The sequence below is a fragment of the Acidocella aquatica genome, assembly GCF_030160635.1.
GTDB classification, from domain to species: domain Bacteria; phylum Pseudomonadota; class Alphaproteobacteria; order Acetobacterales; family Acetobacteraceae; genus Acidocella; species Acidocella aquatica.
On the sequence record NZ_BSOS01000005.1, the window covers coordinates 57,163 to 77,538 of the forward strand.

General features: G+C 63.8%; 21 protein-coding genes. 18 read left to right on the plus strand and 3 right to left on the minus strand.

All coding sequences use genetic code 11. The features are described from left to right. Positions 1 to 130: 130 nt before the first annotated feature. Positions 131 to 1,372 (minus strand): cytochrome P450, encoded by a 1,242-nt coding sequence (locus QQJ84_RS00795; RefSeq protein WP_284255989.1) that lies wholly within the window; start codon positions 1,370 to 1,372, stop codon positions 131 to 133. 197 nt (positions 1,373 to 1,569) lie between these two features. Here QQJ84_RS00795 and QQJ84_RS00800 point away from each other — a divergent pair, with 197 nt between their 5' ends. The 5 genes from QQJ84_RS00800 (at position 1,570) to QQJ84_RS00820 (ending at position 5,533) form a co-directional block, all read left to right on the plus strand. Beyond that, complete coding sequence (locus QQJ84_RS00800) at positions 1,570 to 2,055, plus strand: MarR family winged helix-turn-helix transcriptional regulator (RefSeq protein WP_284255990.1); 486 nt, start codon at positions 1,570 to 1,572, stop codon at positions 2,053 to 2,055. 14 nt (positions 2,056 to 2,069) lie between these two features. Beyond that, positions 2,070 to 2,777: a glutathione S-transferase family protein gene (locus tag QQJ84_RS00805; RefSeq protein WP_284255992.1), complete on the plus strand. Its 708-nt coding sequence runs from the start codon at positions 2,070 to 2,072 to the stop codon at positions 2,775 to 2,777. A gap of 23 nt (positions 2,778 to 2,800) precedes the next feature. Next, positions 2,801 to 3,583 carry a glutathione S-transferase family protein gene (locus tag QQJ84_RS00810; RefSeq protein ID WP_284255993.1) on the plus strand — a complete coding sequence of 261 codons (783 nt, stop codon included), beginning with the start codon at positions 2,801 to 2,803 and terminating at the stop codon, positions 3,581 to 3,583. A 50-nt stretch (positions 3,584 to 3,633) separates the two neighbouring features. After that, positions 3,634 to 4,305 carry a nitroreductase gene (locus QQJ84_RS00815; RefSeq protein ID WP_284255994.1) on the plus strand — a complete coding sequence of 224 codons (672 nt, stop codon included), beginning with the start codon at positions 3,634 to 3,636 and terminating at the stop codon, positions 4,303 to 4,305. Positions 4,306 to 4,501: 196 nt separating this feature from the next. Continuing rightward, on the plus strand, positions 4,502 to 5,533 hold the full coding sequence (locus QQJ84_RS00820) for a YncE family protein (protein WP_284255995.1): 1,032 nt from the start codon (positions 4,502 to 4,504) through the stop codon (positions 5,531 to 5,533). Positions 5,534 to 5,703: 170 nt separating this feature from the next. Here QQJ84_RS00820 and QQJ84_RS00825 read toward each other — a convergent pair whose 3' ends face one another. Continuing rightward, positions 5,704 to 7,425, minus strand: coding sequence for an FAD-binding protein (locus QQJ84_RS00825; protein ID WP_284255996.1), 1,722 nt, complete (start codon positions 7,423 to 7,425; stop codon positions 5,704 to 5,706). A 280-nt stretch (positions 7,426 to 7,705) separates the two neighbouring features. Here QQJ84_RS00825 and QQJ84_RS00830 point away from each other — a divergent pair, with 280 nt between their 5' ends. Genes QQJ84_RS00830 through QQJ84_RS00840 form a run of 3 tightly spaced genes read left to right on the plus strand, consistent with a single transcriptional unit; the run spans position 7,706 to position 10,630 of the window. After that, positions 7,706 to 8,965, plus strand: coding sequence for an NAD(P)/FAD-dependent oxidoreductase (locus QQJ84_RS00830; protein WP_284255997.1), 1,260 nt, complete (start codon positions 7,706 to 7,708; stop codon positions 8,963 to 8,965). Positions 8,966 to 8,995: 30 nt separating this feature from the next. Then, the gene (locus tag QQJ84_RS00835; RefSeq protein ID WP_284255998.1) at positions 8,996 to 9,718 is read left to right on the plus strand and encodes an SDR family oxidoreductase; all 723 of its coding nucleotides are present in this window, start codon (positions 8,996 to 8,998) and stop codon (positions 9,716 to 9,718) included. 42 nt (positions 9,719 to 9,760) lie between these two features. Beyond that, positions 9,761 to 10,630, plus strand: a complete 870-nt coding sequence (locus QQJ84_RS00840) for a universal stress protein (protein WP_284255999.1) — start codon at positions 9,761 to 9,763, stop codon at positions 10,628 to 10,630. Positions 10,631 to 10,722: 92 nt separating this feature from the next. Here QQJ84_RS00840 and QQJ84_RS00845 read toward each other — a convergent pair whose 3' ends face one another. Continuing rightward, complete coding sequence (locus QQJ84_RS00845; protein ID WP_284256000.1) at positions 10,723 to 11,403, minus strand: GntR family transcriptional regulator; 681 nt, start codon at positions 11,401 to 11,403, stop codon at positions 10,723 to 10,725. A 144-nt stretch (positions 11,404 to 11,547) separates the two neighbouring features. Here QQJ84_RS00845 and QQJ84_RS00850 point away from each other — a divergent pair, with 144 nt between their 5' ends. From QQJ84_RS00850 to QQJ84_RS00895, 10 genes are read left to right on the plus strand one after another with little or no spacing between them, the layout of a single operon-like run. Beyond that, positions 11,548 to 12,135, plus strand: coding sequence for an amino acid synthesis family protein (locus QQJ84_RS00850; RefSeq protein ID WP_284256001.1), 588 nt, complete (start codon positions 11,548 to 11,550; stop codon positions 12,133 to 12,135). After that, complete coding sequence (locus QQJ84_RS00855) at positions 12,128 to 12,952, plus strand: alpha/beta fold hydrolase (protein WP_284256003.1); 825 nt, start codon at positions 12,128 to 12,130, stop codon at positions 12,950 to 12,952. Before QQJ84_RS00850 ends, QQJ84_RS00855 begins: the two co-directional genes overlap by 8 nt. A gap of 43 nt (positions 12,953 to 12,995) precedes the next feature. Beyond that, a complete protein-coding gene (locus QQJ84_RS00860) occupies positions 12,996 to 14,060 on the plus strand; it encodes an LLM class flavin-dependent oxidoreductase (RefSeq protein ID WP_284256004.1) in 1,065 nt (354 codons plus the stop codon). A gap of 5 nt (positions 14,061 to 14,065) precedes the next feature. Next, entirely contained in the window at positions 14,066 to 15,535 is a 1,470-nt protein-coding gene (locus tag QQJ84_RS00865) for an aldehyde dehydrogenase (protein ID WP_284256005.1), read from the plus strand. Positions 15,536 to 15,547: 12 nt separating this feature from the next. Then, positions 15,548 to 15,922, plus strand: a complete 375-nt coding sequence (locus QQJ84_RS00870; RefSeq protein ID WP_284256006.1) for an NIPSNAP family protein — start codon at positions 15,548 to 15,550, stop codon at positions 15,920 to 15,922. A 2-nt stretch (positions 15,923 to 15,924) separates the two neighbouring features. After that, positions 15,925 to 16,938, plus strand: a complete 1,014-nt coding sequence (locus QQJ84_RS00875) for an ABC transporter substrate-binding protein (protein WP_284256007.1) — start codon at positions 15,925 to 15,927, stop codon at positions 16,936 to 16,938. Continuing rightward, positions 16,923 to 17,813, plus strand: coding sequence for an ABC transporter permease (locus QQJ84_RS00880; RefSeq protein WP_284256008.1), 891 nt, complete (start codon positions 16,923 to 16,925; stop codon positions 17,811 to 17,813). The genes QQJ84_RS00875 and QQJ84_RS00880 overlap by 16 nt, the downstream gene beginning before the upstream one ends. A gap of 3 nt (positions 17,814 to 17,816) precedes the next feature. Next, positions 17,817 to 18,617 (plus strand): ABC transporter permease, encoded by an 801-nt coding sequence (locus tag QQJ84_RS00885; protein WP_284256009.1) that lies wholly within the window; start codon positions 17,817 to 17,819, stop codon positions 18,615 to 18,617. Next, the gene (locus QQJ84_RS00890) at positions 18,614 to 19,687 is read left to right on the plus strand and encodes an ABC transporter ATP-binding protein (protein ID WP_284256010.1); all 1,074 of its coding nucleotides are present in this window, start codon (positions 18,614 to 18,616) and stop codon (positions 19,685 to 19,687) included. The genes QQJ84_RS00885 and QQJ84_RS00890 overlap by 4 nt, the downstream gene beginning before the upstream one ends. Positions 19,688 to 19,717: 30 nt before the next feature. Then, entirely contained in the window at positions 19,718 to 20,218 is a 501-nt protein-coding gene (locus QQJ84_RS00895; RefSeq protein WP_284256012.1) for a flavin reductase, read from the plus strand. Positions 20,219 to 20,376: the final 158 nt, after the last annotated feature.

Sequence of the window (20,376 nt, forward strand, 5' to 3'; positions counted from 1 at the left end):
GTTTAGAAAGTGAGGCCAAGGGGCTTTGCCCCCAAGACCCTCACTAATGCCGATCGAAGGGCGCGGCCCTTCGCGGGGTTTCAAGGGGCAGAGCCCCTTGACCTTGCTTTCTTAAAACTCCCAGTCCCAGTCAGCGTTTATCAAAGGCCATGTAGATCCGGTCGGGGCCGTGGGCGATGTAGCTGGTCATCCACCGGTAGCTGGCGTCACCGCGTGTGGCGCGGAAGTTTTTCAGGTTTTTTGTCAGTGCCTGAAACGCGAGGCGCAATTCACCGCGCGCGAGCTGGTTGCCGATGCACAAATGCGGCCCGGCGCCAAACGCCAGGTGCGATTGCGCATTGGCCCGCTCCAGGTTGATGATCTCCGGCCGTGCGTATTGCGCCGGGTCGCGGTTGGCCGCGCCGTAGCGGACTTCGACGATCGAGCCCGCGGGGATGATCACGCCCTGAATTTCCACATCCTCGGCGGCCTTGCGGAAGAGTGTTTGCACCGGCGAGCGTGTACGCAACACCTCCTCCACGAACGGCTTCACCAGCTCCGGCCGCGCGTGCAGTGTTTCCGCCAGTTCCGGCTGTTCGATCAACACTTTCATGCCGCTGGCCAGCGTTGTTGTCGTGGTCTCGTTTCCCGCGATCAGCAGTTGGTGCAGAATCCCCAGCAGCTCCCGCACTTCCAGCCGCCGCCCATCTGTCTCGGTATTCGCCAGATGGCTGATCAGCGTCTCATTAGGTGTCTTGCGCACCTGTTCGATCACGCGCGCCAGATAATTCTGCATGTCGATGAGATGGCTGGCGATCTCGATCTCGCGCTCCGGCGTAATCAGCGGGCTCACCGATTCCACTGACACATCCGACCATATCTTGAAATCCGCCATGTCCTCCTTGGCGATGCCAAGCTGCTCGGCGATCACGAACATCGGGAGCCTGATGGCGAACGCCGCCAAAAACTCAATCTCGGTTTGCGCGGGCATCTCGCCGATCAGCGTAGCTATAATCTCCCCGATCCGCGGCTCCAGCCCGGCCACGCGCACCGAGGTGAACACCTTATCCACCAGCGTGCGGTAGATGCGGTGTTCCGGCGGATCATTGCTCACCAGCGTATCCATCGGCAGCCAGCCGCGCTCGGCATACATGCGGTTCACCTCTTCCATCACGCTGCTCTCGCGCGTGGTGTTCAGCCCGGTGCGGTTGCGCAGCGCCTTCACATTCATCAGCGCCTTGCGCACATCCTCGTAGCGCGTCAGCACATAATTGCCGGTCAACGGGTCTTTATAAACGGGCGTGCGCTCGCGCAGGCGGTCATAGGCGGCGAACGGGCAGAGCTGCACCGCCGGGTCGGCGAAGCTCACGGGTTGCGCTGTGGTGTCGGGCATGTTTTTTTCCTCCTCGATAGTCAGCGCGCTTACTATATTTCATTCCCCGCCGCCATCCCAATCCCCAGCCCGGCTGATCGGGAAAAATAATAGTATGCTAGGTAATAAATTTTATCTCCGCCGCCGCTTTAGCCATTGCCCGCCGGTGGCGGCCGTTTATGTTTGGTGCCAGAGGCAGCAAGGGGGAGTGAAACACCATGGCGAAAACAGAGCGCATACCGCAGCGCGACATCTATGACCTCCCTGATTTTCCCTCGCGCCGCACGGCTCCTTATCTCATCCAGCAACTCGCCCGGCTTATGGCCACCGACTACCACACCCGCGTCGCCGCCACCGGCGTCGCCCCCGCGCAGGCCTATGTGCTGCGCGAGCTCTGGCGCAACGAACCGCTCTCGCAGGTCGAAATCTCGGAGCGACTGGACATCGGCAAGGCCACGGTCGGCCAGTCGCTGAAGCGGCTGGAGCGCGCGGGCTTCATCGAGCGCAGGCGCAACCCTGAGGATGGCCGGGTCATCATGGTCCACCTCACTGAAAAGGGCCGTGGCGCGCGCGCCCCCCTGGCCGCCGCCGCGGTGCGGCAAGTCCAGGACATCGCCCAGGTGCTCGGCGCTGAAGCTGCCCGCGCCCTGGAAACCCAGCTCGAACTCCTGGTCACCGAACACCGCAACCGCCTGAAACGCTGAAGGGAGCTGGCGGCATGATCCAATTTCATTACTGGCCCAGCCCGAACGGCCAAAAAGTTCTTATATTTCTTGAAGAAACCCGAACCGGATACGAGCTGGCGCCGGTCAACATCATGCAGGGCGAGCAGTTCAACGCATCATTCCTCGCGATCTCGCCCAATAACCGCATGCCCGCAATTGTTGACACCACCCCCCTGGGCGGCGGCGGCCCGGTCTCCGTTTTCGAATCCGGCGCCATCCTGCTCTACCTCGCGCGCAAAACCGGCCGGTTCTGGCCATCCACCCCGGCGGGTGAGGCGGAGATGTTGCAATGGCTGATGTGGCAGATGTCCGCCCTCGGGCCGATGGCCGGCCAGGCGCATCACTTCAGCCATTCCGCGCCGGAGAAACTACCCTACGCCATCAACCGCTACATCACTGAAACCGCCCGGCTCTACGCGGTGCTCAACCGCCGGCTGGCCGGGCGCCCCTACGTCGCGGGCGCGGACTATGGCCTTGCCGACATGGCGATCTACCCTTGGGTCGTGTTCCACAAAATGCACAGCCAGAACCTTGATGATTTCCCCAACATCGCGCGCTGGTCAGCACTTCTTGCCGCCCGCCCGGCGGTCATCCGCGCTTATGAAATCGCAGCGCCCTATCTGGCCCAATCCGTCATGTCCGAAGACGCCAAAAAACACCTGTTCGGCCAGACCGCTGAATCAACCAGAGCCAGGAATTGAAGCAGCCAGAGGGAAGTTTTCACATGAGCTATTACACCGAACTGGAGACCGCGAAACACTGCGGCGGGTTGCGCCTCGTCACCACGCGCGGCATTCCCGGCCCCTGGGGCGAGGCCGCCAAGAGCATCATGCACGTCAAAAAAATCCCCGTCGTGCATGTCGCGCAAGATGGCGGGCAGGAAAACGCCGAACTCGCAGCCTGGGTTGGCGTCAACAACGCCCCTGTCGCCATCTGGGAAAATGAGCGCCCGCGCACCGGCTGGGCAGAAATCCTGCTCCTGGCCGAGCGCCTCGCGCCCGCGCCGCCGCTCATCCCGTCAAACGAAGCAGACCGCGCAACTATGTTCGGCCTCGCCCACGAAATCTGCGGCGAGGACGGCTACGGCTGGAACCGCCGCCTGATGTTTTTCGAGGGCTGGAGAGCCTTCATGCAGACCGAGGCAGGCACCCTGGGCCGCGAAAGCTTCGCGCGCATGTGCGCCAAATATGACCCCGGCACCGAAATCACCCGCGTCCGCCAGCGCCTTATTGACATTCTGGCGATGCTCTCCGCCCGTCTGGAGCAACAGAAATCCCTCGGCAGCCGCTACTACATCGCCAACCAGCTCAGCGCGGTGGACATCTACTCAGCCTGCTTCGCCGCGATGGTCAAACCGCTGCCCCTCGCGCAATGCCCCACTACGCCGGAGATGCACGCAGGCTACCACGAGCAAGACCCTGACATCCTCGCCGCCGCCGGCCCGCGGCTGCTCGATCATCGTGATTATATCTACAACACCTATCTCGAACTGCCGATGCGCTTCTGAGCGCCCCGCCCCTTCGCTCCACGCATCGCGAAAACTGTAGGAAAATAGGCATGAATGTTGAAGACGCCGTCGCCAGCCGCCACTCCACACGCGGCTTTCTGGAGCGCGAGGTGCCCCCGGCGCTGATCCGCAAAATCATCGCCGCCGCCACCCGCGCCCCCTCCGGCGGCAATCTGCAACCCTGGCATCTGCACATCCTCGGCGGCGAACCGCTGCAAAACTTCAAGGCGCTGATGCAGGAGCGGTTGGATGATAAAACCCTGCGCGAAGAGCCTGAATACCACGTCTACCCGCCCGCCCTGGTGCCGCCCTACACCGAACGCCGTTTCGCAGTGGGCGAGGCGCTCTACGCCCGCCTCGGCATCCCGCGCGACGACAAACCCGCCCGCCGCCGCTGGTTTTCCCGCAACTTCGCCTTCTTCGGCGCCCCGCTTGCGCTGTTCTGCACCGTGGACCGCCTGATGGGCCCGCCGCAATGGTCGGATCTGGGCATGATCCTGCAAACCATCATGCTGCTGCTGCGCGCCGAGGGGCTGGACAGCTGCGCCCAGGAGTGCTGGGCGCTCTACCCGCGCACCATCGCGCAATTTTTCAACCTGCCGCCCGAGCGCATGGTTTTTTGCGGCATGTCCATCGGCTACGCCGACCCGGCGCAGCCCGCCAACCAGCTCCTCACCTCCCGCGCGCCGCTTGATGAGGTCGCGCAATTCATCGGCATCTGAGCCAGAGCCTGATCGCTTTAAGTGCGATCAGGCTCTGGCTGTTTTTCTGAGGGCGATTCACGCTTTCGGCTCGCTCGATTGAGCGAACCTCAAACGATCGCACTTTAAGGGCGATTTCAGCCAAAACCCCTGAAGCGCGGGCATTGACTTTAAAACGTCATTTGCCGCGCTCGGAATCGCCGATTAAGGGCAGGGCATGAAAAAATTATTTTGCTCCGGACTCTTCGCCGCGCTGGTTTCCATGGCCCCCGCCGCCGCGCAGGCTGCGCCGCTTTATCACCTGGTGCAAACCGTGCCGCTGGGCGGCGGGATCAAATGGGATTATCTGCATTTCGATGCCGCCTCGAACCGCGTCTATATCTCGCACGGCACGGAGCTGACCGTGGTGAGCGCCGGCACAGGCGGCGTCATCGGCCATGTCACCGGGCTTTCGGGCAGCCATGGCGTCGCGATTGATACAGCATCAGGCTTTGGTTTTGCCGATAGCAGCAAAACGCGGACGATCAGCGTGTTCAGCCTAAAAACTCTGGCGGTGAGCAAGACCATTCCGGCGCTGGAAGATGCCGACGGCATGGTGTTCGATCGGCCGAGCAATCAGGTTTTCACCGTTGGCGGCGATGCCAATGCCCTGCTGGCGGTGGACGCCACCCATGACACGGCGCTCTCCACCATTCCGCTCGGCGGCTCGCCGGAATCCCAGGTAAGCGATCAGGCCGGTTCGATCTACGTCAACATCAACGACAAGAACGAGCTGGTGCGCATCAGCACCAAGACCGACGCCATAACCGCGCGCTGGCCGCTGCCCGGTTGCGAGGGGCCGGTGGGCCTTGCGATCGACACGGTGAACCATGTGCTGTTTTCCTCCTGCGCCAATGCGGTGATGGCGGTGGTGAACGGCGATACCGGCGCGATTTTGGCGACCCTGCCGATCGGCAAAGGGACGGATTCCGCGGATTTCGACCCCGCCCGCAAACTGGCGTTCTCCAGCAACCGGGACGGCACGCTCTCCGTGATCTCCGAGGTTTCACCAACGAAATTCGTGACGCTCCCCGCTGTGCAAACGGCGCCGGGCGCGCGCACGCTGGCGGTTGATGAGACCTCCGGGCGGATTTTTCTGGTGACGGCGAAAGTCGTATCCGCCGGTCCGCCCCGGCACCCGGGCGGCGCGCCTGACTACGCCTTCGCGCCGGGAAGCCTGAAGCTGCTGGTTTTCGCGCCGAATTCCTAGAGCCTGATCGCATTAAGTGCGATCAGGCTCTAGCCGTTTTTCTGAGGGCGATTCACGCTTTCGGCTCGCTCGGTTGAGCGAACCTCAAACGATCGCACTCTAGAGTGCCGCCGTTGCGTCCAAGCCGTCTTAGGTTCAGCGCCCAACGTCATAGGGATGGTCTTGCGCAATTACCCGCTCTCTCCTGATAATTCCTGGTCAGCCACGATGTGCAGCGCCGCGATATAGCCGAAGGTGAGCGCCGGGCCGATGGAGGCGCCGGCGCCGGGGTAGGTGCGCCCGCAGAGCGAGGCGGTGGCCGTGCCGGTGGCGTAGAGGCCCTTGATGGGGGTGCCGCCCGGTTGCAGCACGCGGGCGTGTTCGTCGGTCACCAGCCCGCCCCAGGTGCTGACATCGCCGGGGTAGATGGCGACGGCGTAGAAGGGCGGATTTTCGATGGCGCCGAGGTTGGGGTTGGGCGTTACGGTGGGGTCGCCGTGGCTGTTGTCAAAAGCCTTGGCGCCGCGCGCGAAATCAGCATCAATGCCGTCGCGGCAGAAGCCGTTGAAGCGGTTGACGGTGGCGCGCAGGCCGATGGGGTCGATGCCGCATTCGCGCGCGAGGGCATCGAGCGTGGCGGCCTTTTTCATGTAGCCGCTGCTGAGCCAGTTTTTTGGGGTTTTTCCAGCGGCGCTGCCCCATGGATAACGCTCGCGGTGGCGGCTCTCGATGATCGCCCAGGCTGGGATGCCTTTTCCGGTTTCGGCGTGGCGCCGGTAGAGGTTTTGGCCAACTTCCATGTAGGAGGCGGCCTCATTGGTGAAGCGCATTCCGTTTTGGTCGACCATGATGGCATGGGGCAGGCTGATGTCAAAATGATGCCCGAAGGGCAGGGGCGTGCCGTCGGCGGCGGTGGCGCCGGGGGGGAGCTGTTCGCCGGGGGTGAGCGAGGAGACGCCCCATAATGCTTCGTCCATGCAGTCCACCGCGGCGCCGAGGCTGATGCCAGCCTCGATCATTTCCCCGGTGTCGCCGGGGCCGGCGTTGGTGGTTTGCGGGTAGACGGGCTGGCGGCCATATTGCGCGCGCATCGCCGCGTTGCGGGCGAAACCGCCGGAGTTGAGCAGGACCCCGCGCCGGGCGTGGATGCGCATGGTGCGGCCCTGGTGCGTTGCCTCGGCGCCGATGACGCGGCCTTGATCGGTGAGAAGCCTGATGACGGGCGTCTCCGTCCAGATGGGGATGTTTTCGCGCACGGCGATTTGCAGCATCCGCCCCTGCCAGGCGGCTCCGCCGCCGCGCAGGTCCTGGCCGGTGAATTTCATGCGCAGCATGCGCAGGGCAAGGCGCAGGGCGGCGAGGCGCGAGGACCAGAGGCGTTTGACCAGGATGAGGCTGCTCAATTCATCCATGGTGAAGCGCACGGGCGGCATTTTGGAGAGGGCCAGCCGGGTTTTCCAGGGGCCGAGCTCGTTGAGGTCGAAGAGTTCGGCGAGGAGGGAGCGGCTGGTTTGTTCGGCGCCGGGAAGGTCGCTGTGATAGTCGGGCCAGAGTTTCGGGCGTTTGAGTTTCATGCCCTTGCGTTCGAGGTATTCGATGGCTTCGGGGCCGTGGCGGAGAAAAGCCTCGCGGCGGGCGGGGGTGGTGGCGGGGCCGTCGTGCCAGATCGCGGCGTCGAGATATTCCCTGGCGCGCTCATGTGAATCGGCGATGCCGGCGCGGGCCATGAGGTGGTTGCCGGGAATCCAGAGCACGCCGCCGGAGATGGCGGTGGTGCCGCCGATTTTGTCGCATTTTTCGACGATCAAGGGCTCCAGGCCATGATCCCTGGCCAGGAGTGCTGCGGGGAAGGACCCCGCGCCGCTGCCTACGATCAGCAGGTCAACGGTTTTGTCCCAAATCTCAGTTGTCATTGGCATCCCGCGATTGTGACGAGCCTTGGCGGGTAGGCTAGCGTACGATTGGCGGGAAGACCAGCGTGGTGTGCGGGGGGTGCTTCACGTGAAGCAGGGCGTGCGATTTCGTTATAACTTGTTGTTAGTATTATTAAATTTTTCGCTTGCACCCCAATTTGTGCGGGTACATTACGAAAAAACAACGAATTCCGGGTTGTGAGAGGTGTCTTGCTCTCTGGCCGCGGGGGGGACAGTATCGGCTGGAATCTATTCATTTCAGGCAGGTACGGGACCGGCGATGACCCTTGGCAATTATTATGAAGCGACGAAACGCGTCGAACTGAGCACAGGCCCGCTGGAGGGGGATCTCACGGCCGATGTGGCCATCATCGGCGGCGGGATCACCGGGGTTTCGGCGGCGCTGCATCTGGCGGAGCGGGGCTATAAGGTCGCGCTGCTGGAGGCGGAGCATATCGGCTGGGGGGCCTCGGGGCGCAACGGCGGGCAGGCGCTGCCCGGGTTTGCCGCCGGGCAGGGCAAGATAAAGGCGCTGGTGGGGGCGCAGCGCGCGAAAAGCCTCTGGGATATGTCAATGGAGGGCGTTGCGCTGCTGCATGAGCAGATCGCGCGGTTCGCCATCCCGTGCGATCCGGTGCGGGGGTATCTGCATGCGGCGATGAAGCCCCGGCAGGTGCGCGAGCTGGAGGAGACGCAAGAGGAGCTGGCCGAGCTGGGGGCGCCGGTGGGGCGGATTTTGCGCGGGGCGGATTTGCGGGCGCGCCTCGCCAGCCCGAAATATCTGGCGGCGCTGGAGGATGGGGTTTCGGGGCATATTCACCCGTTGAACTATACGCTGGGGCTGGCGGCGGCGGCGCAGGCGGCGGGGGCGCAATTGTTTTCGCAGACGCGGGTGACCAAAGTGGAGCCGGGCAGAACGGTGCGGGTGCATACGCCGCGCGGGGTGGTCCAGGCGGGGTTTCTGCTGACCGCCGGGGGGGCGTATCTGGGCGATTTGATGCGCCCGCTGGCCGGATACATCATGCCGGTGGGCACATATATCATGGCCACCGAGCCGCGCGCGGATGTGCGCGAGATGATCCCCGGCAATGAGGCGGTGGCGGATTTGAACTTTGTGCTCGATTATTTCCGCCGCTCGGCCGATGAGCGGATGCTGTTCGGCGGGCGGGTTTCATACTCGACGCTGCCGCCGCCATCGTTGAAGCATTCCATGCTGAAGCGGGCGTTGCGGGTGTTTCCGCAGCTGGCGGGGGCGCGCGTTGAGTATCTGTGGGGCGGGAATGTGGACATCACCCAGAGCCGGGCGCCGCATTTTGGCCGGCTGGCGGATAATATTTTATTTTGCCAGGGGTTTTCGGGGCATGGCGTGGCGCTGACCGGGCTGGCGGGCAAACTGGTGGCCGAGGCGATCGCGGGGCAGGCGGAGCGCTTTGATGTGTTCGCGGCGATTCCGCATGCGCGCTTTCCGGGCGGGCGGGCGTTGCGGGTGCCGGCGCTGTTGCTGGCGACCACATATTTCCGGCTGCGGGACATGTTGTAGGGCGCGGCGAGGCTAAATATACACATCCTCATGAATCCGATTTTAATTACCGGTGGCGCGAAACGATTGGGCGCCGCGATGGCCAGGGCGCTGGCGGCGGCGGGGTATCCCGTGATGATCCATGCTCACAGCTCCGGGGAGGAGGCTGATGCGTTGGCCGCGGAGCTGGGGGCGCGGGTGGTGCTGGGCGATCTGGCGGACCCGGAGGTGCCGGCGCGGCTGGTGGCGGAGGCGGGGCCGCTTGGCGGCCTGATCAATAATGCGTCGCGGTTTGTGTTCGATACGGTGGGCAGCACCTCGGCGGCGCAGATGGCGGCGCATCTGGGGCCGAATTTGGTTGCGCCGGTGCTGCTGGCGCAGGCGTTTGCGGCGCAGCGGCCCGAGGGCGGCGTGATTATCAATATGCTCGACCAGAAGTTGAGCAATCTGAACCCGGATTTTTTCTCCTACACCCTGGCCAAGGCGGCGCTGGCGGCGGCGACGGAGATGATGGCGCTGAGCCTGGCGCCCAATATCAGGGTCTGCGGCATTTCTCCGGGGCTGACGCTGCCGGGGCCAAAACAGTCAGCGGAGAGGTTTGAACGGGCGTGGCGGGAGAATCCGCTGCGCCGGGGGGCGGTGCCGGAGGATATTGCCCGCGCGGCGGTGTTTATTTTGCAAACCCCCTCGCTGACCGGGACTGTGATTACGGTGGATGGGGGAGAACACCTGACGCACCGGCCGCGCGACATCGCGTTTCTGGCTGTTGAGTAGAAATTAGTATATATACAAAACTAATTATCCAAGGAGGCTTCGATGTCGGTCCGCAAATTCCTGCTTCCGGTCAGTAGCTCGGCCTCGGCCGAGGCGGCGCTGCATGCGGGGTTGATGCTGGCCAAGATGTGGAACGCGCATCTGGAGGTGCTCTATATCAGCGCGGATTCACGCGAGATCGTGCCGATTGCCGGGGAAGGGCTGTCGGGGGCGATGATCGAGGAGATGATGAGCGCCACCGAGCGCGAAAGCGGCTCGCGGGCGGCCAGCCTGCGCGAATTGTTTTATGCGGTGACCGAGGAGCAGGTGGTGACCGTGGGCGATGCGCTGCCGGGGCGCAATGAGCCCAGCGCGAGTTTCACCACCATGACCGGGCGCGAGGACCAGGTGGTTGCGCATAGGGCGCGGCTCTCGGACCTGACGATTGTGCCGCACCCGCTGGCCGGGGAGGATGTGGCGGCGGCGGATGCGCTGCATGCGGTGATATTTGATTCCGGGCGCCCGGTGTTGCTGGCGCCCGTGGTGCCGCCGGAGAGCATTGGCAAGCGCATTGCCATCGCCTGGAACGGGACCGCGTTCGCGGCCTCGGCGCTGGCCTCGGCGATGCCCTTTGTGCGGCAGGCGGAGGCGGTGTGCATTTTGCACTCGCCGGAATATTTCCGCCCTGGCCCGAGTGCTGTGGAGGTGGCGGAATATATTTCCCACCATGGGGTGACGGCGGAAATACGGACGTTTTATCCGCGCAACCGCGTGGTGGGGGCCGGGCTGCTGGCGGGGGCGGTGGAGTTTGGGGCGGATATGATGACCATGGGCGCGTATTCGACGACCTCGCGGTTGCGGCAGTTGATTCTGGGCGGGGTGACGCGGCATGTGCTGGAGAACGCGACGCTGCCGGTGTTGATGAATCGTTAGATCAATCTTGGTTTAGCCTGAATCACCCGATTCAAGCTAAACCAAGATTGATCTAACGCATGGGCTGCGGGCAGGCCGGTGCTCCTGTTGCGTCAGTTTCGCTTCCGCGCCTGGACCAGGGCCAGTTGCAGGGCATTGTGCAGATGCGCGGCCGAGGCTGCTTGCGCGGCGGCGCCGTCGCGGGCTTCGATGGCATCGAGAATCGCCTGCATTTCGCCTGCCCCGTCCTTGTCGCGGCCGGGCGTGGCGATGGTGGTGGCGCGCAGATGGGTGATCCGCCCGTTCAGGGAGGTCACGACATCCCATGCGACATCCCGGCCGGCGGCGAGGAACATTGTCTCGTAGAATAAGGTCGTGGCGGCCAGCACGGCGGCGAAGCTGCCCGCCGCATAGCCCGCGCGCACGGCATCAAGCGCCTGGCGCATGCGGGTGATGTCGGCCTGCGTGGCCTGGGCGGCGCAGTATTTCGCGGCCATGGCTTCGAGGATCGAACGCAGCTCATAGATCTGGGAGATTTTTCCGGGGTCGGGGCGGGCGACAGCCGGGCCATGGCCGGGAATGCCCTCCACGAGCCCCTCCGATTCCAGGTGGCGCAGCACTTCGCGCACGACGCTGCGGCTGACCCCCAGGCGCTCGCACAGGGCGCGTTCCACCAGGCGTTCGCCGGGCTGGAATTTAAGCTCCAATATGGCGGTGCGCAGCTTCTCCAGCGCGAGCTGGCGCAGGGTTTTGGCCGAGCGGTCTACGAGCAGGGCGTCCGTGTTGTTATCCATACCCGATGTTACCTCCCTTTATCCGTTGCCGGGTATAATCCAAAATTAACAAATATCACTGCCGGTCACTTTTTGGCTTTACATCCGGATTGTCGTGAGATTATGGTATACCATAACATTGCAAGATAAAATAGGAGCCTGAGCGTGCCCCTCAATTTACGGAAAATTGTCACATATACCGAGGATGTCCACAGCGAGGGCGGCCGCCTGGCCGCGGCGCCGTTCCGCTTGTTCGGGGTTGCGGCCGTGCTGGCCAATCCCTGGGCCGGGCGGGGGTTTGTTGAGGATCTGGCGCCGGAGATCCGTGAGATCGCGCCGCAGCTCGGCGCCCTGCTCACCGGGCGGATTTTGGAGCTGGCTGGCGGCGGTGAGGCTGTGGAGGGTTATGGCAAAAGTGCTATCGTGGGCACCGGGGGCGAGGTCGAGCATGCGTCGGCCCTGATCCACACCCTGCGTTTTGGCAACCATTACCGCCGCGCGGTGGGGGCTAAATCTTACCTCGCCTTCACCAATACGCGCGGCGGGCCTGGCGCTTCCATCCAGATCCCGCTCATGCACAAGAACGACGAGGGCATGCGTTCGCATTATCTGACCGTGCAGTTCAGCATCGATGATGCCCCGGCGCCGGATGAGATATTGGTTGCCTTGGGCGCGTCCATCGGCGGGCGGCCGCATCACCGCATCGGTGACCGCTATCAGGACCTTGCCGAACTGGGCGATCTGAATGCTTGATGGTTTCAAGCTCGGCCGGGTGAACGGCACCAGCTATTACCGGACGGGACGCGGGCCGGTGCTTGTGCTGATCCATGGTGTTGGCATGCATGCCGGGTTCTGGGCGCCGCAACTGACGGCGCTGGCCGAACATTGGGATGTGATCGCCTATGACACGCTGGGCCATGGCGGCAGCCCGTTGCCGCCGGAGCATCCCACCCTGGCTGATTATAGCAACCAGCTGCGCGATCTGCTGGATGGTCTCGGGATTTTTCAGGTCTGTGTCGCCGGGCATTCGATGGGGGCGCTGATCGCCCTCGAGTTTGCCCTTAGCCACCCGGCCCGTGCCGGGGCCGTGGTGGCGATGAATGCTGTTTATTGCCGTACGCCGGCCCAGCGCGAGGCCGTGGTCCAGCGCGCGGCGCTGCTGCGGGGCGGGGGCATTGCCGATATGTCGTGGCGCCAGGCGGCGCTTGACCGCTGGTTCGGCGCGCCGGTGCCGCCGGGGCAGCTTGAGAATACCGCCTGGGTGGGCGCGTCGCTCGCCGCGGTTGACGCGGTTGGCTATGCCCGCGCCTACGCTTTGTTCGCCAGCGCGGATGCGGCGCATGCCGGGCGGCTGCGGCAGCTTGCGGTGCCGGCGTTGTTCCTCACCGGCGAGGAGGACCATAATTCCTCGGCTGAGATGTCGCGCGAGATGGCGCGCGAGGCGCCTTTTGGCAGCGCCGTGGCGCTGCCCGGCGAGCGGCATATGATGAGCCTTACGTCTCCTGGCGTGGTCAATGCCGCTCTCACCCATTTTCTCTCATCGCTTTCGCTGACGCAGGCCGCGCAATGATGCGCCACCCAAATAAAACTCTGAAACGCACGGAGCCTCTGACATGAAATTCTCTCTCTTTGTCCATATGGAACGCCTGACCCCCGGGCAGAGCCATACCGAGCTGTTTCGCGAGCTTGAGGAGCTGGTCTGTCTGGCGGAGGCTGGCGGCATGGAGGCCGCGTGGATCGGCGAGCATCACGGCATGGAGTTCACCATCTCGCCGAATCCGTTCATCCAGATCGCGTATCTGGCGGCAAAAACCTCGACGATCCGGCTTGGTACGGGCACGGTGATCGCGCCGTTCTGGCATCCGATCAAGCTTGCGGGCGAGGCCGCGATGACCGACGTGGCGACCGGCGGGCGGCTTGATCTTGGCATTGCGCGCGGGGCCTATAGTTTTGAGTATGAGCGGCTGCTCCCCGGGCTGGATGCGATGGGGGCCGGTCTGCGGATGCGCGAGCTGGTGCCGGCGGTGGAGAAACTGTTCGCGGGGGATTACGAGCATGATGGCCAGTTCTGGAAATTTCCCAGAACCAGCGCCGTGCCCAAGCCAGTGCAGGCGGGTGGTCCGCCGATCTGGGTTGCCGCGCGGGACCCTAATTCGCATGAATTCGCCGTGGCCCATGGGTGGAATGTGCAGGTGACGCCGCTGGCCGCGGGCGATGGCGAGGTGGGGAGCCTCATGGAGCGGTTCAACGCGGCCTGCGCCAACCATCCGGAGAGGGAGCGCCCGCGCATCATGCTGCTGCAACATACCTATGTGGCGGCCGATGCGGCTGATACCGTGCGCGGCGCCGAGGAGATGAGCCGGTTCTACTGCTATTTCGGCGCCTGGTTCCAGAACAGGAAACCCATCACGGAAGGGTTGATGGAGGAGCTCTCGCCCGAGGAAATGGCCGCTATGCCGCAATACGCGCCGGATGCCGTGCGCAAGGCGCTGGTGATCGGCACGGCGGATGAGGTGGTGGCGCGGCTGAAAGCTTATGAGGCGCTGGGTTATGACCAGTATAGCCTGTGGATCGACAGCGGCATGAGCTTCGCGCGCAAGAAGGCCTCGCTCACGCGCTTCATCGAGCAGGTGATGCCGCATTTTGCCGCCACCACCCAGCAAGCCGCCGCGGAATAAGGCCGATGCAGCGATTCCTCCAATATATCAACGGTGTGTTCGAGGAGGGGGCCAGCAGCTTTGAGAGTCTCGACCCGGCGAGCGGGCAGCCCTGGGCCTTGATGCCCGCCGCCGGCCCGGCGGATGTGGACCGTGCCGTGCGCGCCGCGCATGATGCGCTGCATGCCCCTGCCTGGGCGGGGCTCACCGCCTCGGCGCGCGGGGGGTTGCTGCGCCGGTTGGGCGATTTGCTGAGCGAGGCGGCGCCGCGCCTCGCCGCGCTGGAAACCCGCGACACCGGCAAGATCATCCGCGAAACCGGCGGGCAGATCGCCTATATCGCGCAATATTACCATTATTACGCCGGGCTGGCGGATAAGTTCGCGGGGCAGCATGTGCCGGTGGACAAGCCGGATATGGAGGTGTTTCTCCGCCGCGAGCCCATTGGCGTTGTCGCCGCGCTGGTGCCCTGGAATTCGCAGCTTTTTCTCTCCGCGGTGAAGCTTGGCCCGGCGCTGGCGGCGGGCTGCACGGTGGTGTTGAAGGCCGCCGAGGACGCGCCCGCCCCGCTGCTTGAATTTGCGCGGCTGGTGCATGAGGCCGGGTTTCCGCCCGGTGTTGTGAATATCATCACCGGCACGGGCGCCGATTGCGGCCAGGTGCTCACCAGCCATCCGCTGGTGGCGCGCGTCGCCTTTACCGGCGGGCCGGAAACGGCGCGCCACATCGTGCGCAACACGGCGGATAATCTGGCCTATGTAACGCTTGAGCTGGGCGGCAAATCGCCGGTCATCGCCTTCGCGGATGCCGATCTGGATAATGTCTGCAACGCCGTTATCTCGGGAATTTTCGCGGCCAGCGGGCAGAGCTGCGTGGCGGGGTCGCGCCTGCTGGTGCAGCGCCCGCTGCTGGCGCCGCTGCTGGCCCGGCTGTGCGAGAAGGCCGCCGCCATCCGCATCGGCGCGCCCGATGATACGGGGACACAGATGGGGCCGCTGGCCACCAGGCGCCAGCAGAGCCGCGCGCTTGCCCTCGTGCGCGAGAGCGTTGCGCAGGGGGCGCAATTGCTGTGCGGCGGAAGCGTGCCCGATGGGTTTGGCGGGGGCTTCTATTTCGCGCCGACCATTCTGTATTGCGAAAATTCCGATCTGCCATGTGTGCGCGAGGAGTTTTTCGCGCCCGTGCTGAGCGTGCTGGCGTTCGACACCGAGGAGGAGGCGATTGCGATCGCCAATGACAGCAAGTTCGGGCTTGCCGCCGGGGTGTTCACCCGCGACCTCGCCCGCGCGCACCGGCTTGTGCGAAGTGTCCGCGCCGGGGTGGTTTGGGTCAACACCTACCGCGCGATCTCGCCGATGGTGCCGTTTGGCGGTTTTGGCGAGAGCGGGCTGGGGCGCGAGGGCGGGGCGGAAGCCATCCTCGATTATACGCGCACAAAATCGGTATGGCTCAACCTCTCCGATGCGCCGCTGCCCGACCCATTTGTGATGCGTTGAGGAAAATGCAAAATGTCTTCTGAAATGCCGTATTATGAGATGCGCACCTACCGGCTGAAGACAGGCATGGTTCCCGCCTATCTCAAGCTGGTGGAGGAGGAGGGCATCGCGATCCAGGTGGCGCATCTGGGCCAGTTGGCCGGGTATTATGCCACCGAGATCGGGCCGCAAAACGAGGTGGTGCATCTCTGGGCCTATTCCAGCCTTGATGAACGTGAAACCCGCCGGGCCGCGCTGATGCGCGATGCGCGCTGGCTTGCGTTTATCCCCAAAATCCAGGCGCTGATCGAGACGATGGATACGAAAATCCTGCGCCCGGCTGCATTTTGGCCGTTGCCCGGTGCAAGCCCGGGCGCGGTGCCTGAACTAATCAACAAGGAGGCGTAATAATGAGACGTGTTTTAGGTTTGGGCGTGCTTATGGCTCTGGGGACCGCGCTTTCAGCGCATGCGCAAAACAGCATGGTGTTCACCAGCTGGGGCGGAACGACGCAGGATGCGCAGAAGAAGGATTGGGCTGTTCCGTTCACCGCCAAAACCGGCATTGCCGTGGTGCAGGACGGGCCGACCGATTATGGCAAGTTCAAGGCCATGGTGCAGAGCGGCAATGTCTCGTGGGATGTGGTGGATGTTGAATATGACTTCGCCGTGCGCGCCGCGCAGGATGGGCTGCTGACCCCGCTCACCCTCACCCCGGCCGAGACCGCGAGCATCGACCCGCGCTTCCTCACGCCCGATGCGGCGGGGTCGTTTTATTATTCGTTCGTCATCGGCTACCGCACCAACGCATTCCACGGCGCGCAGCCGAAGACGCTGCAGGATCTGTTTGACATCAAGAAATTCCCCGGCAAGCGCTGCTTCTATAAATGGTCGGCCGCCGGGGTGCTGGAAGCCGCCTTGCTCGCTGACGGCGTGGCGCCGGACAAGCTCTACCCGCTTGACCTGAACCGCGCCTTCCGCAAGCTGGACACCATCAAGAAGGATATCGTCTGGTGGGGCACGGGGGCGCAGTCGCAACAGTTGCTCGCTTCGGGCCAGGCGCCGATCGGCCTGGTGTGGAACGGGCGCGTGCAGGCGCTGGAGCAGGAAGGCGCGCCGGTTGCGATGAGCTGGGACCAGAACCTGACCACCGGCGACATGCTGGTGATCCCCAAGGGCGCGCCGGACACCGCGGCGGCACAGAAATTTATCGCCTTTGCCACCAGCGCCGGGCCGCAGGCGCAGTTCGCCACTGATACGGGGTATGCGCCGATCAACAAGGGGTCGCTGCCGCTGCTGGACAAGGCGGCCTATGCCGCGCTGCCGGATGCGCACGCGGCCACGCATATTGACCTCAACATGCAGTATTGGGCGGCTCATCGCGACGAGATCGCGGCGCGCTGGTACGCATGGCAGACGCAATAGCCGTGAAGGGGGTGAGGGCGGCGCAAGCCGCCCCGCCACCACCCGCGCCGCGCCGGCTGCGCAATGGCTTCGCGCCCGCGGTTCCGGGCCTTGCCTTTTTGCTGCTCTGTTTCATGCTGCCGGTTTTGGCGCTGCTGCTGCGCAGCCTCACCCAGCCGCAATGGGGCCTCCAGAATTATGCGGCGCTGCTCGCCACCAGCACCTACGCCAATGTGTTGTTCAATACGTTTGCCGTGGCGGGACTGGTGACAGGCATCAGCGCTCTGCTCGGCCTGCCGCTGGCGTGGTTTCTCGCCGTGGCGCCGCGTTTCTGGTCGCAATTGGTGTTCGGCATCGTCATCCTCTCAATGTGGACGAACCTGCTGGCGCGCACCTATGCCTGGATGGTGTTGCTGCAGGATACCGGGATTATCAATAATTTCCTGATCTGGACCGGGATCATTCAAAATCCGCTGCCGCTGTTCGGCACCATGGCGGGGGTGGTGATCGGCATGGTGTATATCATGCTGCCCTTCATGGTGCTCTCGCTGCGCGGCCCGCTGGCGGCGCTGGATGCCAGCCTGTTTCAGGCGGCCTCGCTCTGCGGCGCCTCGCGGGTGCAGGCGTTCACGCAGGTTTTTCTGCCGCTGCTGGCACCCGGGCTGGCGGCTGGCGGGCTTATCATCTTCGTCATGTCGCTCGGCTATTACATCACGCCATCGCTGCTGGGCGGCGCGCAGGATATGATGCTGGCCGAGCTTATCGCGCAGCTGGTGCAGACACTGCTCAACTGGGGTCTGGCGGGGGCGGCCTCGTTCCTGCTGCTGGTTCTCACACTATCACTCTACGCGGTGCAGATTCGCTATTTTTCGCCCCGCCGCGGCAAGGAGGGCTGACGCATGCTGATGGATTTCGCACGGCTGGGCTGGATGCGCTGGCTGCTCTGCGCGACGGCGGGGGCCTGCACCCTGTTTCTGCTGGCCCCGCTCGTTCTGCTCATCGCCCTCTCGTTCGATTCCTCGCCCTGGCTGCAATTTCCGCCGCCGGGGTGGACATTGCAATGGTACGCGCAGGTGTTCCACGATCCTGACTGGCTGGCCTCCTTCATCACCAGCCTGGAGGTGGGGAGCTGTGTCACGGTACTTTCGGTGTTGCTTGGCCTGCTCTGTGGTTTTGCCATCACCAGGGGGCAGTTCCGGGGCCGGGAGATCCTGCGGGGGTTTTTCCTCACGCCGATGATCCTGCCCAGCATCGTGCTCGGCATCGCGCTTTATTCGGCCTTTTTGTGGCTGCACATCGCGGGCAGTTTCGCCGGTTTTGTCATCGCGCATCTTGTGCTCGCCCTGCCGTTCTCGGTTGTCGCCATCACCGGCGCGCTGGAGCAGACTGATAAATCGCTTGAGGATGCCGCCATGCTCTGTGGCGCGGGATTGTGGGAGGCGCGCGTGCGCGTGATTCTGCCGGCGATTCGCCACGGCCTGTTCGGCGCGGCGCTGTTCTCGTTCCTCACCTCGTGGGATGAGGTGGTGGTGGCGATCTTCATGGCCAGCCCGACGCTGCAAACCCTGCCGGTGCGCATGCTGGGGGAACTCAGGCAGGATCTCTCGCCCGATATCGCCGTTGTCTCTTCCTTGCTTGTTCTGGCGACCGCCCTGCTGATGGGACTTGCCGCTCTGTTCCAAAAGGAATCCGCACGATGACCCAAGCGTTTCTCGAACTGCGCAATATCCGCAAGAATTTTGACAGCTTCACCGCGATTGATGGTGTCTCGCTGCAAATTCCGCGCGGCGAATTCGTTACGTTTCTCGGGCCCTCGGGGTCGGGCAAGAGCACCACGCTCTATGTGGTCGCGGGCTTCATCGAGCCCAGCGCCGGGGAGGTGTTGCTCAATGGCCGCTCGCTGCTCGGGGTGCCGCCGAACCATCGCGATATCGGCATGGTGTTTCAGCGCTACACATTGTTTCCGCATCTCACCGTGGCGGAGAATATCGCGTTTCCGCTGCGTGTGCGCAGGCGGCCGAAGGCCGAGATCGCGGCCAAGGTGGATGAGATGTTGCGGCTGGTGCATCTGAGCGCGATGCGCGATCGCAAGCCGGCGCAGCTTTCGGGCGGGCAGCAGCAGCGCGTCGCCCTGGCCCGCGCGCTTGCCTATGATCCGCAGATTTTGCTGATGGATGAGCCGCTCTCGGCACTCGATAAAAAGCTGCGCGAGGACCTGCAGAGTGAAATCAAGCGGATTCATGCGGAAACCGGTGTTACCGTCATCTATGTCACGCATGACCAGGAAGAGGCGCTGCGCCTGTCGGACCGGATTGTTCTCTTCAACCATGGCGGGATCGAGCAGATTGGCACCGGCGAGGATTTATACCAGCGCCCGGCCAGCGCCTTTGCCGCTGGGTTCATCGGCAATTCAAATTTCATCGATATCGAGGTGCTCGAGAATCGCAACAATATAGGGGACGTGCGCTGCCCTGATGGGTCGACCCTCTCTGGCGTGCCGCTCATGGGCCGCACGCAGACGGGCAAGGCCCAGATCATGCTGCGCCCCGAGCATATCCGGCTCACGGCGGAGGCTGAGGGGATTGGCGGGCATGTGACGGATGCGGCGTTTCTGGGGGATGTGATGGCCCATACGGTGCTTACGGGCTGGGGGCAGGAGATCATGGTCCGCACGCCGCGGCAGATGTTCATGGGCCCGCCGGCCGGTGTGGGCGATGCGGTGCGGCTTGGCTTTGCCCCGGCCGATGCGTTTCTGTTTGTTCCCCATTAGCCGCCTCGATGATTATGTCAGGATATAGCCATGATTGAATCCCGCACTCGTTTTCGTGAGGCCATGTCCCGCCTGGGGGCGGCGGTGAATATCATCACCACCACCGGGCCGCTGGGTGATACGGGCTTCACGGCCTCGGCTGTCTGCAGTGTCACCGATGACCCGGCCACGGTTTTGGTTTGTATGAACCGTGCCAGCCGGCAGCATGACATTTTCCAAAAATCCGGGGTGCTCTGCGTCAATATCCTGGCGCCCGCGGATGAGGACATGGCGGCGATTTTCGCGGGCCAGCCTGATTTGCCGATGCCGGAACGTTTCGCGCGCGCCAGCTGGCTCCGGCTGGCCACCGGCGCGCCGGTGCTGGAGAGTGCCGCCGCCGCGCTTGATTGCCGGATCAGCCAGGTGCTGGAGGTGGGATCGCATAGCGTGATATTCGGCCTGGTCCAGGCGATTCATCTGGGCCCCGCAACGTCCGGGTTGATTTATCACCGGCGGACATATCACCGGCTGGTCTCGGACAAATCAGCCTGAAATGCTCCGCAACGGCCGGTGCGCTTTTGGTTTGAGCCGCATTTCAGCGCCTTGACATGGCGGGGCGCGCGGGTTCAATCGCGGGTGAGCCGGGCGCCGATGAACCGGGGCTTTTCGCGGTGTATAAAAATATCCGGATTTTTTGAGGGAACCAGAGA

Coding starts and splice junctions, on each gene's coding strand:
- QQJ84_RS00795 (WP_284255989.1), bottom strand. CDS start 1,372: ATGCCCGACACCACAGCGCAACCCGTGAGCTTCGCCGACCCGGCGGTG.
- QQJ84_RS00800 (WP_284255990.1), top strand. CDS start 1,570: ATGGCGAAAACAGAGCGCATACCGCAGCGCGACATCTATGACCTCCCT.
- QQJ84_RS00805 (WP_284255992.1), top strand. CDS start 2,070: ATGATCCAATTTCATTACTGGCCCAGCCCGAACGGCCAAAAAGTTCTT.
- QQJ84_RS00810 (WP_284255993.1), top strand. CDS start 2,801: ATGAGCTATTACACCGAACTGGAGACCGCGAAACACTGCGGCGGGTTG.
- QQJ84_RS00815 (WP_284255994.1), top strand. CDS start 3,634: ATGAATGTTGAAGACGCCGTCGCCAGCCGCCACTCCACACGCGGCTTT.
- QQJ84_RS00820 (WP_284255995.1), top strand. CDS start 4,502: ATGAAAAAATTATTTTGCTCCGGACTCTTCGCCGCGCTGGTTTCCATG.
- QQJ84_RS00825 (WP_284255996.1), bottom strand. CDS start 7,425: ATGACAACTGAGATTTGGGACAAAACCGTTGACCTGCTGATCGTAGGC.
- QQJ84_RS00830 (WP_284255997.1), top strand. CDS start 7,706: ATGACCCTTGGCAATTATTATGAAGCGACGAAACGCGTCGAACTGAGC.
- QQJ84_RS00835 (WP_284255998.1), top strand. CDS start 8,996: ATGAATCCGATTTTAATTACCGGTGGCGCGAAACGATTGGGCGCCGCG.
- QQJ84_RS00840 (WP_284255999.1), top strand. CDS start 9,761: ATGTCGGTCCGCAAATTCCTGCTTCCGGTCAGTAGCTCGGCCTCGGCC.
- QQJ84_RS00845 (WP_284256000.1), bottom strand. CDS start 11,403: ATGGATAACAACACGGACGCCCTGCTCGTAGACCGCTCGGCCAAAACC.
- QQJ84_RS00855 (WP_284256003.1), top strand. CDS start 12,128: ATGCTTGATGGTTTCAAGCTCGGCCGGGTGAACGGCACCAGCTATTAC.
- QQJ84_RS00860 (WP_284256004.1), top strand. CDS start 12,996: ATGAAATTCTCTCTCTTTGTCCATATGGAACGCCTGACCCCCGGGCAG.
- QQJ84_RS00865 (WP_284256005.1), top strand. CDS start 14,066: ATGCAGCGATTCCTCCAATATATCAACGGTGTGTTCGAGGAGGGGGCC.
- QQJ84_RS00870 (WP_284256006.1), top strand. CDS start 15,548: ATGTCTTCTGAAATGCCGTATTATGAGATGCGCACCTACCGGCTGAAG.
- QQJ84_RS00875 (WP_284256007.1), top strand. CDS start 15,925: ATGAGACGTGTTTTAGGTTTGGGCGTGCTTATGGCTCTGGGGACCGCG.
- QQJ84_RS00880 (WP_284256008.1), top strand. CDS start 16,923: ATGGCAGACGCAATAGCCGTGAAGGGGGTGAGGGCGGCGCAAGCCGCC.
- QQJ84_RS00885 (WP_284256009.1), top strand. CDS start 17,817: ATGCTGATGGATTTCGCACGGCTGGGCTGGATGCGCTGGCTGCTCTGC.
- QQJ84_RS00890 (WP_284256010.1), top strand. CDS start 18,614: ATGACCCAAGCGTTTCTCGAACTGCGCAATATCCGCAAGAATTTTGAC.
- QQJ84_RS00895 (WP_284256012.1), top strand. CDS start 19,718: ATGATTGAATCCCGCACTCGTTTTCGTGAGGCCATGTCCCGCCTGGGG.